Here is a 12,681-nt window from a genome sequence, read left to right on the forward strand (position 1 = left end):
TCATCCTTTTTTCGTTCAATCTTCCATCGTCGACAGATCGCCTGTTTCAAGATTCAACTCCCACGCTTTCAGAACACGGCGCATGATTTTACCACTTCGTGTCTTCGGCAACTTATCTCGGAAATCGATTTCTCTCGGTGCTGCGTGAGCAGCAAGCCCCTCTTTAACGAATGCTTGGATTTCTTGTTTTAGCTCATCCGTTGGCTCGTAACCATCACGCAAGGCAATGAATGCCTTGATGATTTCACCGCGGACTGGATCTGGTTTCCCGATGACACCAGCTTCCGCGACAGCTGGATGCTCGACGAGACGACTTTCGACTTCAAACGGACCAACCCGTTCTCCAGCCGTCATGATGACGTCATCGACACGTCCTTGGAACCAGAAGTAACCTTCGTCATCCATATAGGCAGAATCCCCTGAGACATACCATCCTTTAAAGAAATACGATTCATATTTCTGCGGATTGTTCCAAATTTGACGCATCATCGATGGCCATGGTGTTTTTAAAGCAAGGTTCCCCATTCGGAATGGCGGTAACTCATTTCCTTGATCATCAATGATCGCAGCCTGAGTTCCTGGAATCGGTTTCCCCATCGATCCCGGTTTGATGTCCATCGACTTGTAGTTACAAATCATCATCGCGCCTGTCTCCGTCATCCACCATGTATCATGAATCCGTTGATCAAAGGCTTCTTTCCCCCAACGAATGACTTCTGGGTTCAACGGTTCGCCGACAGACAATACATGACGAAGACTTGAGAGATCATGATGATTTGCAACATCCGCTCCTGCTCCCATCAACATCCGGAAAGCCGTTGGTGCGCTATACCAGACCGTTACCTTGTACTTCTCGATGACACTGTACCAGAAATCCGGATTGAAGCGTCCACCGACGACGATGTTCGTCGCGCCATTCAAGAATGGTGCGAAGATACCGTAACTTGTTCCTGTGACCCACCCCGGGTCAGCCGTACACCAGTAGACATCATCTTCTTGGAGATCAAGTACCCAGCGACCTGTCATTAAGTGCTGAATCATCGCATTTTGAACGTGGAGCACACCTTTCGGCTTCCCTGTCGATCCTGAAGTGTAGTGCAGGATCAATCCGTCTTCACGATCTAACCAGACCGGTTCGAATACATCGGATGCTTGCTCGAACGCTTTGCGGAAATCGAGTAATGTGTCCGATTCTTCGACATCTTCGTCGACAAGTACTACCTTTTCAAGTGATTCCAGTTCCCCAACTGGAACACGTGGGAGCAGTGCCTTCGTCGTCACGAGTAACTTCGCTTCAGAATCAAGCAGGCGATCACGGACCGCTTGTTCCATGAATGCTTCAAATAACGGACCGACGATTGCGCCTACTTTCAGTGCGCCAAGCAAGGCAAAATACAATTCCGGTGAACGTGGCATGAAGATGAAAATACGGTCACCCGTTTTGACCCCTGCATCGACTAATACGTTTGCCGCTTTATTCGTCAATCGTTTCATATCTGCATATGTGAATCGTTGTTCCGTCGTTCCATCGAAATAGATCAGCGCATCCTTGTTCGCTCGCTCGCCTTCTGCGTGGCGGTCGATTGCTTCATGAGCCATGTTGACTTTCCCCGTTGTCGCCCATGAAAAGTACTGCTCAGCATCTTTCCAGTCGTACGTGTTTGCTTCATCATACTCTGCTAACCAATGCTTCCCCGGAAGCGCTTTCAAAACTTTCATGTCTCGTTCCTCCCCTTCTATGTTTTCCTCTTTATTATAAGCTAGTTATCCGTCAGTTCAATCCATTTGCCGTCAATTTGTTAAAAAATCCCTCTCTTTGCTCAAGCGCTTTCGTCTATAATGAATAGGAAGGTGGTGACGCTTACATGTTTGAAAAACAATTCAATCATCGGACGCACGAAACATCACTCGGTCCTGTCGACATCGAAGGTCCCGTACCGAGTCAAACACTAGCAACGTATACACTCGATTCAGGGTTGACGGCTTTTCGTCCACCCGCTGAACAACATCAAGCGCTCGTTGAGATTGCGGATCTTGAAGAAGGACGGATCATCGTCGCTCGTCAAGGAACGGAAATCATCGGTTATGTGACTTACTTATACCCTGATCCCTATGAAACGTGGAGTGAAGGAAACAATCCGTACATCCTGGAACTCGGAGCGATTGAAGTCTCCTCTCGGTTCCGCGGACAACAGATCGGTAAAAAATTACTTGAAATCTCCATGCTGGACCCCGCCATGGAACACTATTTGATTTTAACGACTGAATATTATTGGCATTGGGACCTAAAAGGGAGCGGACTATCGGTCTGGGATTACCGGAAGATCATGGAGAAGATGATGAACCATGGTGGTCTCGTCTTCTTCCCGACCGACGATCCGGAAATCGCCTCCCATCCTGCCAACTGCCTGATGGCGCGTATCGGAAAACACGTCTCACCTGAAGTCGTCGCTCATTTTGATGCGCTACGCTTGAGAAGACGTTTCATGTATGACTGAGCTCGAGGAGGAATCGTCATGTTAATCGAACAAATCATGAATACGACGTGCATCACGATGCAACCGACGAATTCCATCGCGCATGCGGTTGAACTCATGCAACGTCATCAGATTCGTCATATTCTCGTCGTCAATGCCCGTCATGAACTCGTCGGTCTTGTCGGACTAAAGGAAATTCAAAGCGCAAGTAGCATCTTTCATCCTGATACGGCAAAACAAGACCTACAGTATCCGGTCTCAAGCATCATGATTGAAAGTCCTGTCACGGCCCACCCGCTCGATTTTCTCGAAGATGCGGCTGTGCTGTTTTATGAATATCGATTGACGTGTCTGCCAATCGTCCGTGGTCGACGTCTTGTCGGTGTCGTCACGGAAACGGATTTGTTACGGACATTCGTTCAATTGACGGGTGCACTCGAACCAAGTTCTCAAATCGAAATCCGTGTTGAAAACACTGCTGGAACATTAGCAAAAATTGCCGCACTGCTTGCCAAAACGAATATCAATATCTTAAATGTACTCGTGTATCCAACAGACGATCCGTATGTCCGGATCGTTGCGTTTCGTGTCCAGACGATGAATCCGATTCGGATCATCGACAAGTTGCGCAAAGAAGGATTCGATGTACTTGGACCGGATGTGAGCAGATGAAGGATTTTGCCTATCTGTACAGTCCTGAAGAAGCAACTTATCGGTTTTCGGAGACACATCCATTCAATCCGATTCGTCTCGAATTAACCGTTTCCTTACTTGAAGCGATGCATCAATTAGATGATATTCCTTGTATCGCGCCGCGTCATGCGACCGATGAAGAACTGGCACTCGTTCATGATCAGGATTATATTGCTGCAGTCAAAGCAGCCGGGACCGGTGCATTAACGCCACTTAAAGCCCAAATGTATGGGTTAGGAACAGAAGATACACCTTTGTTCCAGGGGATGCATTCGGGCGCTTCTCTCCTTGTCGGCGGCACGATCGAAGCATGTGATCTCGTCTTATCTGGTCAATATAAACGAACCTTTCATATCGGTGGTGGATTGCATCACGGATTCCGAGGACGTGCCTCTGGTTTTTGTGTCTATAACGATACCGCTGTCGCCATGGCAGCCATGATTGAAAAATATCACTGTAAAATTCTTTATGTCGATACGGACGCCCATCATGGCGATGGGGTGCAATGGGCCTTTTATAATCGAAAGGACGTCATGACGTTATCGCTCCACGAAACAGGTCGCTATTTGTTTCCAGGAACGGGAATGGTGACGGAACGGGGATCTGAAGAAGGGTATGGATTTAGTTGGAACGTGCCACTGGACGCCTTTACGGAAGATGATTCGTTTTTACTCGCGTATGAGACGGCACTCTTTGAAGCCTGTGAATTGTTCCAACCGGATCTCATCATTACGCAAAATGGTGCCGATGCACACGCGCTTGATCCATTGACTCATCTATCCTTAACGATGAAAAGTTATGAACAGATACCTCAAATCGCCGTCGCTGCAGCAAATAAATATACGAATGGAAAAATCGTTGCTTTAGGAGGCGGTGGCTATGACTGGTATCGTGTCGTTCCCCGCGCGTGGAGTCAAGTTTTTGCTGCCATGACCGGACAAGCTCCATTCCATGGAGAGATTCCTATTTCATGGCAAGAACGTTGGAGTGGAGAAGAAACACCCCCGCCAACACACTGGCAGGATCCAACGCCACTCTACCCGGCCATTCCGCGACGACCTGAAATCGAAGAAAAAAATTGGGAAACCGTCAAACGATTGATTTGGCCGTTCGTTAGCGATGAGCGTAAGAGACAATTGACTACGACTTCTCCCTACTCCGTTGATTAATTGACTTTGTATCTTCACATTTATTTCGTTCGGAGTTCACAACTTGTTGCTATACTAATTATGGAATTTTTACTTAGTAAATGAATAATAGTTGGGGGAATCATCATGAAAAAGGCATGGCTTTATTCCGGTCTTATTCTGTCGACGGGGATCGTACTCGCAGGGTGTGGCAATGAAAAACAGGCAATGGATCACGATAACATGCAAGGGTCAGGAAAACCGACGGTCGAAGTCAACGTCAATGTTCCAGCTAAAACAATGGAAGAACATAAAGTTGTTTTTAAAGCGTCAGCTGTCGAACAAAAGAAACCAGTTAACCTTGAAGACGTGACATTTGAAGTGTGGGAAGCCGGAAAACAAGATGGTGCCCATCAAAAGTTCAAGGCAACCTTGAAAAAGACAGGTTCTTATCAAGCGGAAGCAAAACTTGCTGAAGGGGAATATGAAGGACTGTATCATATCAATGATAAAAAAGGACTCCATCATATGGATAAGATCTCATTCGTCGTCATGGATCATTCACATGAAAAAGAGGAAGCATCGCACGAGCATGGACATGATCACGAAGCCGTCGACGGTCTGTCTGTCCATTACATGGGCGCAACAAAAGCGAAAGCTGGTGCTGAACTCCCCGTCTCCTTTCATGTTTTCCTTGATGGGAAACCGCTAAAGGCGAACGTACAAGTGGAAGTCATTGAAACCGGCATGGAAAAGCATACCTATGTTCCTTTAGAAAAAAAGGGTGATGCGTACAGCGGGAAAGTGACATTGACTGCACCTGGTCAGACGACGGTTCGACTCCATGTCGAAAATGATCAACTTCACCATCATCAAGATGAACTTATTACCGTCGCAAAATAAAAAAACGTCTCTTTTTTCAAGCAGCTTGCTTGAGAGAAGAGACGTTTTTTCGATTAAGGGCGTGTCGAATCCCGTTGTTCGATTCGGTGTGGTAATGTAACATCGTTCGTTTCAATTTCTTCTTTGTTCAAGATTTTCGTCAATAGACGCATCGAGACTGCTCCGATATCATACATCGGTTGAACGACAGTCGTCAGTTTCGGACGAATCATCGTCGCAAGACGTGTGTTATCGTGTCCGATGACTTCGAAGTCTTCCGGTACACGGTGTCCCGCATCCTGTAAGGCATGGATAACACCAAGAGCCATCTCATCCGTTCCAGCAAAAATCGCGCGTGGGCAATCTTCTCCAAGTTCAAGCAATTGATTCATCGCCTTCATGCCTGAATCATACGTATAGTTTCCAAGGACGACATTTTGCTCGTTAAACGGAAGATTTGCTTCTTCAAGTGCTCGGCGATAACCCGCAAATTTCTTTTCACCATTGATTTGCTGTTCGAGTGGTCCAGTGATGAACCCGATCCGTTCATGTCCACGGTCGATCAAAGACTTCACAGCATCGTGCGCAGCACTCTCATAGTCGATGTTGACGGCAGGAAGATCATAATCTTGATTCAACGTTGCAGCAAGAACGATCGGTACCGGTGATGTTTTAAACTCACGAACGAGATCCTCATGCAGATGTCCGCCCATGAAGATGATTCCATCCACCTGTTTCCCAAGTAATGTATTGAGCAAATGAATCTCTTTTTCCCGGTTTTGGTCGGAGTTACACAAAATGATGTTGTATTTATACATTGTCGCGACATCTTCAATTCCGCGTGCTAAATCCGCAAAGAAGATGTTCGAGATATCGGGCACGATGACACCGACCGTCGTTGTTTTTTTACTTGCCAGTCCACGGGCAACAGCATTCGGACGATAACCAAGCTGTTCGATTGCGTCTTGGACCTTTTTTCGTGTGGATGGTTTAACATTCGGGTTTCCGTTGACGACACGCGATACGGTCGCCATCGAAACAGCAGCCTCTCGCGCGACATCGTAAATCGTAATATTACTATTCAAAACAAATTCCTCCTTTAGTATGATCCATCTCAAGTGTTTTCATTTCGTTTTCATTTTTAGGCAACACGAAAGGAAGACAGGAAAAGATAGTTTTCTTTTCCCATTCTTCCTTCATTGTAAAACGTTTTCATTCGCTTTAGGTTACCCTTTTTCGGAAATCATTGAACGTTTAGTGCCGGAAAGGTAGTCGTCAAGTTTTCGATGAACGTATCGAATTCTTGGAAATCGAGTTGTTGGTTCGCATCAGACAACGCAAGTGCTGGGAACGGATGGACTTCGACCATGACAGCGTCTGCTCCAATCGCGTATGCCGCTTTTGCTGTTGGTAAGAGTAAATCCTTACGTCCTGTCGAGTGCGTGACATCGACCATGACAGGAAGATGCGTTTCTTGCTTCAGAATCGGAACTGCTGAGATATCAAGCGTGTTCCGTGTTGCACGCTCGTACGTCCGGATACCACGCTCACACAAGATGACTTGATCGTTACCACTTGCCATGATGTACTCAGCCGCGTACATGAATTCCTCGAGCGTTGCAGAAAGACCTCGTTTTAAAAGAACCGGTTTATTCGTACGACCGACTTCTTTGAGTAAATCGAAGTTTTGCATGTTGCGTGCGCCGACCTGGATGATGTCGACATATGGTAAAGCAGATTCAACGGCGCTCGGTGTCATGATTTCAGTGATGACATGCAAACCGTGCGCGTCGGCTGCTTTTTTCAACATTTTTAGACCCTCGAGTCCTAGACCTTGGAAGTCGTAAGGCGATGTACGTGGTTTGTACGCTCCGCCTCGCATGAACTTCACGCCATGTTTCGCGAGCTGTTCCGCGACCTCAAATACTTGTTCTTCGCTCTCGACCGCACACGGTCCAGCGATCAATTGTTGCGAACCGTCTCCGATGACGGCATCTCCGATCCGGATGATCGTATTCGTCGGTTTTTGTTTCCGTGATACGAGTAATTTCCGAGTCCGATCTTCTCCTTGTAATTCGAGAGAAGCTTTGAAAATTTCTTTAAATACATGCTGAAGGCGTCCTGTTTCAAAAGGTCCATGGTTATTAGCGGCAATTGATTCGAGCATTTGACGTTCTCGAACAGGGTCGTATCGATCTAGCCCTTGTGCTCGTTTGACTTTTCCGATTTCGACGGCAATTTGACCACGTCGGTTCATCAATTCCAATAATTCTGCATTCACTAAATCGAGTTCATCACGTAATCTTTTTAATTCTGCATGTTGATCCATGTCCTACCACTCCCTAATCAGCATATAGCTCGTAATAGCAACTAATTATAGCGAACTCTTTCCCTGTTGTACATAAAGAAGCTGCATGATTTCTTAAAATATGAAAATAAATTACGTTTTTTCATATAATTTTTTTATGTTTTCTCTATAAGGAAACATAGAAAAAGAGCCCTCATGATGAGAGCTCCTCATTTATTGATTATTTCTTATGATTCACATCAGACTGCGGATCATTGTCTTCATCTTGTTCGTCTGCTAACTGTTCACGTAACTCCGAAAGTTCAACGACCGTCTCCGTGTCGATTTCTTCTGCCACTGACGCCCCATCGACTTCGTCGCCAATTTCACGTTCGATGTCACGTACCAGTTGTTCTGCTTCTGCGAGAGCAGCATCAATGCTTGCCTGATCCTTCTCAAAGCCCGCATATTGTGCCGCTTCTTGAACCGTTGGATTATTCTTTGCTTTTTCAATGACAGGTGCTGCTTTATCTTTTGCTAGTTGAATCCACTCACCTACGAGTGGTTCTGCTTTTTCGCGAACGACTTGTGTCTGTTCCGTCAAACGTTGACGCGCAGGCGCTGTACGCTCATCGATCATGTCGCGCATCTCGCGACCTGATTTCGGGCTAGAAAGGAGCGCTGCCGCAGCACCGATCAATCCACCAACGATGATTCCGGCAAGGAAGCCTCCTCCTTTAGAAGAATCTTGTGCTTGATATGGGTGTTGTTTCGTCATGATTTACGATCTCCCTTCAACTCATCTGGAATGCTTTCGACGTCTGGTACAGATACGACTTCCGGTGTGACCGGCGCCTCTGCCTTTTTCCGGAATCGACGACGTGTTTTTTTCTCAACCGTCGTCGTTGCCGTCGAATGATTTTGAACCGTAGTTTCTGCCGGTTTATTTTTCTTAAATAACTCTACAGCGACTGAGCCCCAACGGACTGCTTGCGCAATCTGTTCTTTATTCGTATCCGCCGCACCAGCAACCGTATCGGATACTGTTCGGACAGAATCTGTCACTTTGTTTAAAGACGTACCGAGTTCTTCGATCGAGTTTGCGACAGGTGCAAGCAATTCTGTTTTTTCTTCAATCGTATCTACCAGACGATTCGTCTTATGTAACAACGCTGTCGTCTCCATCATGATACCGTCTAATTGACGTTCAAGTCCTGCTGTCGTGTTGGCTACATTGTTGAGCGTCTTACTCGCAGCACCTAATACACGGGCAAGGAAAATGACGAGCACTACGAATGCGATCGCAGCGACTAATCCGGCGATTCCGCCTAATGTGATTTCCATGGTTCTGGCCTCCAATTTTTTTGCATAGTCTTTTATTGTTAGTTCGACGTGCAGCAAGTCGTTCCTGCTACTCCAAATGGTTTATTTCCGTTACAATGATAATTGAAACCTATATCATCCATTTCGAGGGGGAAATTTCATGCGTGACCCACGTCTTACTCAACTGGCAACGAATCTCATTAACTATTCGGTTGCCCTTGAACCTGGTGAAAAAGTATTGATTGAAAACTTCGGCATCGAACGCGAACTGGTCGAGGCACTCGTTGAAGCTGCCTACGCGGCTGGCGGTCATCCGTTCGTCTTACTTAAGGATAATCGTATCCTACGAAAATTATACCGAAATGCTTCAGAAGAGCAACTCCAATTGATGGCAGACATTGAACGCAAGCAGATGCAAGCGATGGACGCATACATCGGACTACGTGCTGGTGATAACATCAATGAATTATCAGATGTGCCGGCTGAACAAATGAAACTGTACGGTCAAACGATCGGTAAGATGCACACACAAGATCGTGTCAAAGGAACGAAATGGGTCGTCCTTCGTTTCCCGACTGCATCGATGGCACAACTTGCCAACCAATCGACAGAAGCATTCGAAGACTTCTACTTTGATGTCTGTACGCTTGATTATGAAAAAATGGGTCAAGCGATGGAACCACTCGTCGACTTGATGAACCGGACGGATCGCGTTCGCCTCGTCGGACCAGGAACGGATCTAACGTTTTCGATCAAAGACATCCCAGCCATCAAATGCGCTGGAAACGCCAACATTCCAGACGGCGAAGTCTTTACGGCACCGGTCAAGGATTCGGTCAACGGTGTCATCTCATATAACACACCATCTCCGTATCAAGGGTTCACCTTTGAAAACGTCAAACTGACGTTCAAAGACGGTAAAATCGTAGAAGCGACGGCAAACGATACAGATCGAATCAACCAAGTCTTCGATACAGATGCTGGTTCTCGTTTCGTCGGCGAATTCGCGATCGGTGTCAATCCATTCATCCAGCATCCGATGAAGGATATCTTGTTTGATGAAAAGATCGATGGCAGCTTCCACTTCACACCAGGTCAAGCTTACGAAGAAGCTTACAACGGTAATGACTCATCCGTTCACTGGGATCTCGTTAACATCCAACGTCCTGATTACGGTGGTGGAGAAATCTGGTTCGACGACGTATTGATCCGCAAAGACGGTCGTTTCGTCCTTCCAGAACTCGAAGTCCTCAATCCTGAAAACTTGAAATAAGAAAAAGCGGATGGCTGATCCTTTACAGGACCGGGTCATCCGTTTTCTTTAACTTATTTTTTCAATGTCGCACGAAGCATCCAAATTTGTTTTTCGATTTCCTTCGCTTGACCAAGCAGATCATCTTCAACCGTCACGTCTTGTGCCTCAAGATGTTCAATCGCATCGAGCATCTCTTTTCGGACTTGTTGGAAGTCTTTGATGACGGAATCAATCATTTCATCTGCCGATAACCCCGATTTCGCTTCTTCAAGCGTCGTTTGCTCTAAATACTCTTTCAGTGTCGCAGAAGGTGTTCCGTTATTCATTAGGAGACGTTCCGCAACGACATCATATTGTTCAGACACCCATGTATACAGTTCTTCGAGCTTCTCGTGAAGTGTTAAGAAATCTGGTCCTTTAATGTACCAATGATAATTGTGGAGTTTAACGAACAGTACTCCATAGTTTGCTACCTGTTGATTTAAAGCTGATTTTGCATGATTACTAATCATCTGACATTCCCCTTTCCTGATTTCAAATGACGTCCTACTTCATCTTTATCCTTAAATAACAAAGGATAAACATCATTTTCAGGAAGAGTCATTCAACGAGGGCGTTTTAGACCTTTCAACATGTAGCCACCTTTAAAGTCGACGGAATCAAAGGCAACGAGGAAGGCCTTTGGCTCGTATTCCTCAACGAGATTACGTAACACTTTCATACGTGTTCGGGCTGCAAGAACATCTAACCGGTAACGGACACCGTCGCGTCCTTGTCCTTGATAATGTGTCACACCAAATCCATTATCGCGAATGACTTGAATCAGTTCCGCTGGAAATTCTTGCGTATGCACTTGAATCATATTGTAACCGATGGCGAGTTTTCGTTCGACATATCCACCGACGAGTATTCCTAGACCAAATCCAAGCGCATAAACGACCATACCGAGTGTCGTTAAGTCTTGGAACACGATTCCTAGTGCAAAAATGTAAATTAATGTTTCAACCGTTCCAAATAATCCGGCGATGACGGTCCGCCCTTTGACGAGCATGATCGTCCGTAATGTCAATACAGGAACGTAAATCAACTGGAGCAATAAGATGAGTAAAATCTGTCCCATGGTGTCTTTCCTTTCTGTTAATAACTTCAACACATACACACTATTTCAAACTTTATTTCAAGATGCAATCCTATTTTAGATTTTCCTCATCGGTTTTTTGAAATTATTATCATAATTCAAAATTACGACAAAAAAAGTGCCACTCCAGTCGAGTGACACTTTTTGATCTGTTATTTATTTTACACTTTGGTATTGGTGCTGGTACGTTTGGATATCGCCTGCTCCCATGAACAGAAGCACAGCATTTTCATGCTGACGTAGGACAGAAACGTTGTCGCGTGTCAGAATAGAAGCTTGCGGAATCTTCTCTTGTAAATCTTCGACGCGAACTTGCCCTTCCTGCTCACGTGCCGATCCAAAGATTTCGCATAGATATGTCGCATCTGCTTCACGTAAAGAAGTCGCGAAATCATCCATGAATGATTTTAAGCGTGTGTACGTATGCGGTTGGAAAATCGCAATGACTTCACGGTCCGGATATTTCTTTCGTGCCGACTCAATCGTTGCGCTGATTTCCTTCGGATGGTGCGCGTAATCATCTACTAGGATTTGTGTGCCGAATTCCGACTCACTAAAGCGGCGTTTCACACCACCAAATGTGGCTAAACGTTCAGCAACGTCGTCTTTGCTCAATCCTTCGTACTGACAGATCGCAATGACAGAAAGTGCATTCAAGACATGATGACGACCGAATCCTGGAATGAGGAACGTGCCGTAGAAATCATCACGTAAATAGACATCAAATGATGTACCGTCTGGCGTTGACGTCGCGTTTTCTGCGCGGAAATCATTGTTTTCTCCAAATCCATAATAGAGAACAGGTACATTCGCTTGAATGTTTTGAAGATGCTCATCATCTCCACAAGCAACGATCGCTTGCTTAACCTGCATCGCCATCTCTTGGAATGCCGAAACGACGTCATCGATTCCTGTGAAATAATCCGAATGATCGAAGTCGATATTCGTCATGATAGCGTAGTCCGGCTTGTAATATAAGAAGTGACGTTTGTATTCACATGCCTCGAAGACAAATGCCTTCGCATCCTCTACACCTGCTCCTGTACCGTCTCCGATCAAGAAAGCCGTTGGTGTGATTCCACTTAAGACGTGTGAAAGCAAACCTGTCGTCGACGTTTTTCCGTGTGAGCCTGTAATGGCGACTGAACGATATTCATTTGCTAAGTGTCCTAAGAAATCGTAATAATGATGGATGGTTAAACCAAGTTCATTTGCCCGTGCGATTTCTGGATGATCATCCCCAAAGGCATTCCCTTGGATGATGACGTAGTCTTCTTTGATGTTATCCGCATTGAACGGGAAAAATGGAATTCCCTTAGCTCGTAACGCGTCTTCAGTAAAAATGTGCTTTTCGATGTCTGAACCTTGTACCTCATGATTCATCTCATGTAGTACTTGGGCGAGCGCACTCATCCCCGTTCCTTTGATTCCAACAAAATGATACTTTGTCATATAAAAGCCCTCCAATTCACGTTCCGGTCCGTACCATCGGGCTCGGG

At 45.8% G+C, this 12,681-nt stretch carries 13 protein-coding genes; 5 read left to right on the plus strand and 8 right to left on the minus strand.

Annotated elements, in window-relative coordinates:
* Positions 1-15: 15 nt before the first annotated feature.
* Positions 16-1,719 (minus strand): acetate--CoA ligase, encoded by a 1,704-nt coding sequence (gene acsA / locus KNQ15_RS02460; RefSeq protein ID WP_047393518.1) that lies wholly within the window; start codon positions 1,717-1,719, stop codon positions 16-18.
* 146 nt (positions 1,720-1,865) lie between these two features.
* Between acsA and KNQ15_RS02465 the strand changes: the two genes are divergently transcribed.
* The 4 genes from KNQ15_RS02465 (at position 1,866) to KNQ15_RS02480 (ending at position 5,200) form a co-directional block, all read left to right on the plus strand.
* Positions 1,866-2,498: a GNAT family N-acetyltransferase gene (locus KNQ15_RS02465; protein WP_023469064.1), complete on the plus strand. Its 633-nt coding sequence runs from the start codon at positions 1,866-1,868 to the stop codon at positions 2,496-2,498.
* Between the two features lie 18 nt (positions 2,499-2,516).
* On the plus strand, positions 2,517-3,149 hold the full coding sequence (locus KNQ15_RS02470; protein ID WP_047393515.1) for an acetoin utilization AcuB family protein: 633 nt from the start codon (positions 2,517-2,519) through the stop codon (positions 3,147-3,149).
* Positions 3,146-4,339, plus strand: a complete 1,194-nt coding sequence (locus tag KNQ15_RS02475) for an acetoin utilization protein AcuC (protein ID WP_214727564.1) — start codon at positions 3,146-3,148, stop codon at positions 4,337-4,339. Before KNQ15_RS02470 ends, KNQ15_RS02475 begins: the two co-directional genes overlap by 4 nt.
* A 105-nt stretch (positions 4,340-4,444) precedes the next feature.
* On the plus strand, positions 4,445-5,200 hold the full coding sequence (locus KNQ15_RS02480; protein WP_214727566.1) for a maltotransferase domain-containing protein: 756 nt from the start codon (positions 4,445-4,447) through the stop codon (positions 5,198-5,200).
* A 53-nt stretch (positions 5,201-5,253) separates the two neighbouring features.
* Here the strand turns inward: KNQ15_RS02480 and ccpA are convergent, their stop codons facing one another.
* The 4 genes from ccpA to KNQ15_RS02500 form a co-directional block, all read right to left on the minus strand.
* Positions 5,254-6,264: a catabolite control protein A gene (ccpA, locus tag KNQ15_RS02485; protein ID WP_214727576.1), complete on the minus strand. Its 1,011-nt coding sequence runs from the start codon at positions 6,262-6,264 to the stop codon at positions 5,254-5,256.
* Positions 6,265-6,422: 158 nt separating this feature from the next.
* Complete coding sequence (locus KNQ15_RS02490) at positions 6,423-7,508, minus strand: bifunctional 3-deoxy-7-phosphoheptulonate synthase/chorismate mutase (protein WP_023469069.1); 1,086 nt, start codon at positions 7,506-7,508, stop codon at positions 6,423-6,425.
* Between the two features lie 199 nt (positions 7,509-7,707).
* Entirely contained in the window at positions 7,708-8,244 is a 537-nt protein-coding gene (locus tag KNQ15_RS02495) for a YtxH domain-containing protein (protein WP_029342358.1), read from the minus strand.
* Complete coding sequence (locus tag KNQ15_RS02500; protein ID WP_214727578.1) at positions 8,241-8,810, minus strand: DUF948 domain-containing protein; 570 nt, start codon at positions 8,808-8,810, stop codon at positions 8,241-8,243. The genes KNQ15_RS02495 and KNQ15_RS02500 overlap by 4 nt, the downstream gene beginning before the upstream one ends.
* Before the next feature lie 139 nt (positions 8,811-8,949).
* Here KNQ15_RS02500 and KNQ15_RS02505 point away from each other — a divergent pair, with 139 nt between their 5' ends.
* Entirely contained in the window at positions 8,950-10,062 is a 1,113-nt protein-coding gene (locus KNQ15_RS02505) for an aminopeptidase (protein ID WP_029342360.1), read from the plus strand.
* A gap of 53 nt (positions 10,063-10,115) precedes the next feature.
* On the opposite strand, the gene KNQ15_RS02510 is transcribed toward KNQ15_RS02505, so the two are convergent.
* From KNQ15_RS02510 to murC, 3 genes are all read right to left on the minus strand, one after another.
* Positions 10,116-10,556: a Dps family protein gene (locus KNQ15_RS02510; RefSeq protein WP_023469073.1), complete on the minus strand. Its 441-nt coding sequence runs from the start codon at positions 10,554-10,556 to the stop codon at positions 10,116-10,118.
* A gap of 92 nt (positions 10,557-10,648) precedes the next feature.
* Positions 10,649-11,164 (minus strand): DUF2179 domain-containing protein, encoded by a 516-nt coding sequence (locus tag KNQ15_RS02515; RefSeq protein ID WP_023469074.1) that lies wholly within the window; start codon positions 11,162-11,164, stop codon positions 10,649-10,651.
* A 174-nt stretch (positions 11,165-11,338) separates the two neighbouring features.
* Positions 11,339-12,634 carry a UDP-N-acetylmuramate--L-alanine ligase gene (murC, locus tag KNQ15_RS02520; RefSeq protein ID WP_023469075.1) on the minus strand — a complete coding sequence of 432 codons (1,296 nt, stop codon included), beginning with the start codon at positions 12,632-12,634 and terminating at the stop codon, positions 11,339-11,341.
* Between the last annotated feature and the right edge of the window lie 47 nt (positions 12,635-12,681).

The organism is Exiguobacterium sp. s168, assembly GCF_018619035.1.
GTDB lineage: Bacteria > Bacillota > Bacilli > Exiguobacteriales > Exiguobacteriaceae > Exiguobacterium_A > Exiguobacterium_A acetylicum.

What these genes read in the sequence shown, in the direction of transcription:
- KNQ15_RS02510 (WP_023469073.1), bottom strand. Translation starts at nt 10,556, where the DNA reads ATGATTAGTAATCATGCAAAATCAGCTTTAAATCAACAGGTAGCAAAC.
- murC (WP_023469075.1), bottom strand. Translation starts at nt 12,634, where the DNA reads ATGACAAAGTATCATTTTGTTGGAATCAAAGGAACGGGGATGAGTGCG.
- KNQ15_RS02500 (WP_214727578.1), bottom strand. Translation starts at nt 8,810, where the DNA reads ATGGAAATCACATTAGGCGGAATCGCCGGATTAGTCGCTGCGATCGCA.
- KNQ15_RS02505 (WP_029342360.1), top strand. Translation starts at nt 8,950, where the DNA reads ATGCGTGACCCACGTCTTACTCAACTGGCAACGAATCTCATTAACTAT.
- KNQ15_RS02480 (WP_214727566.1), top strand. Translation starts at nt 4,445, where the DNA reads ATGAAAAAGGCATGGCTTTATTCCGGTCTTATTCTGTCGACGGGGATC.
- KNQ15_RS02515 (WP_023469074.1), bottom strand. Translation starts at nt 11,164, where the DNA reads ATGGGACAGATTTTACTCATCTTATTGCTCCAGTTGATTTACGTTCCT.
- KNQ15_RS02470 (WP_047393515.1), top strand. Translation starts at nt 2,517, where the DNA reads ATGTTAATCGAACAAATCATGAATACGACGTGCATCACGATGCAACCG.
- KNQ15_RS02495 (WP_029342358.1), bottom strand. Translation starts at nt 8,244, where the DNA reads ATGACGAAACAACACCCATATCAAGCACAAGATTCTTCTAAAGGAGGA.
- KNQ15_RS02465 (WP_023469064.1), top strand. Translation starts at nt 1,866, where the DNA reads ATGTTTGAAAAACAATTCAATCATCGGACGCACGAAACATCACTCGGT.
- KNQ15_RS02490 (WP_023469069.1), bottom strand. Translation starts at nt 7,508, where the DNA reads ATGGATCAACATGCAGAATTAAAAAGATTACGTGATGAACTCGATTTA.
- acsA (WP_047393518.1), bottom strand. Translation starts at nt 1,719, where the DNA reads ATGAAAGTTTTGAAAGCGCTTCCGGGGAAGCATTGGTTAGCAGAGTAT.
- KNQ15_RS02475 (WP_214727564.1), top strand. Translation starts at nt 3,146, where the DNA reads ATGAAGGATTTTGCCTATCTGTACAGTCCTGAAGAAGCAACTTATCGG.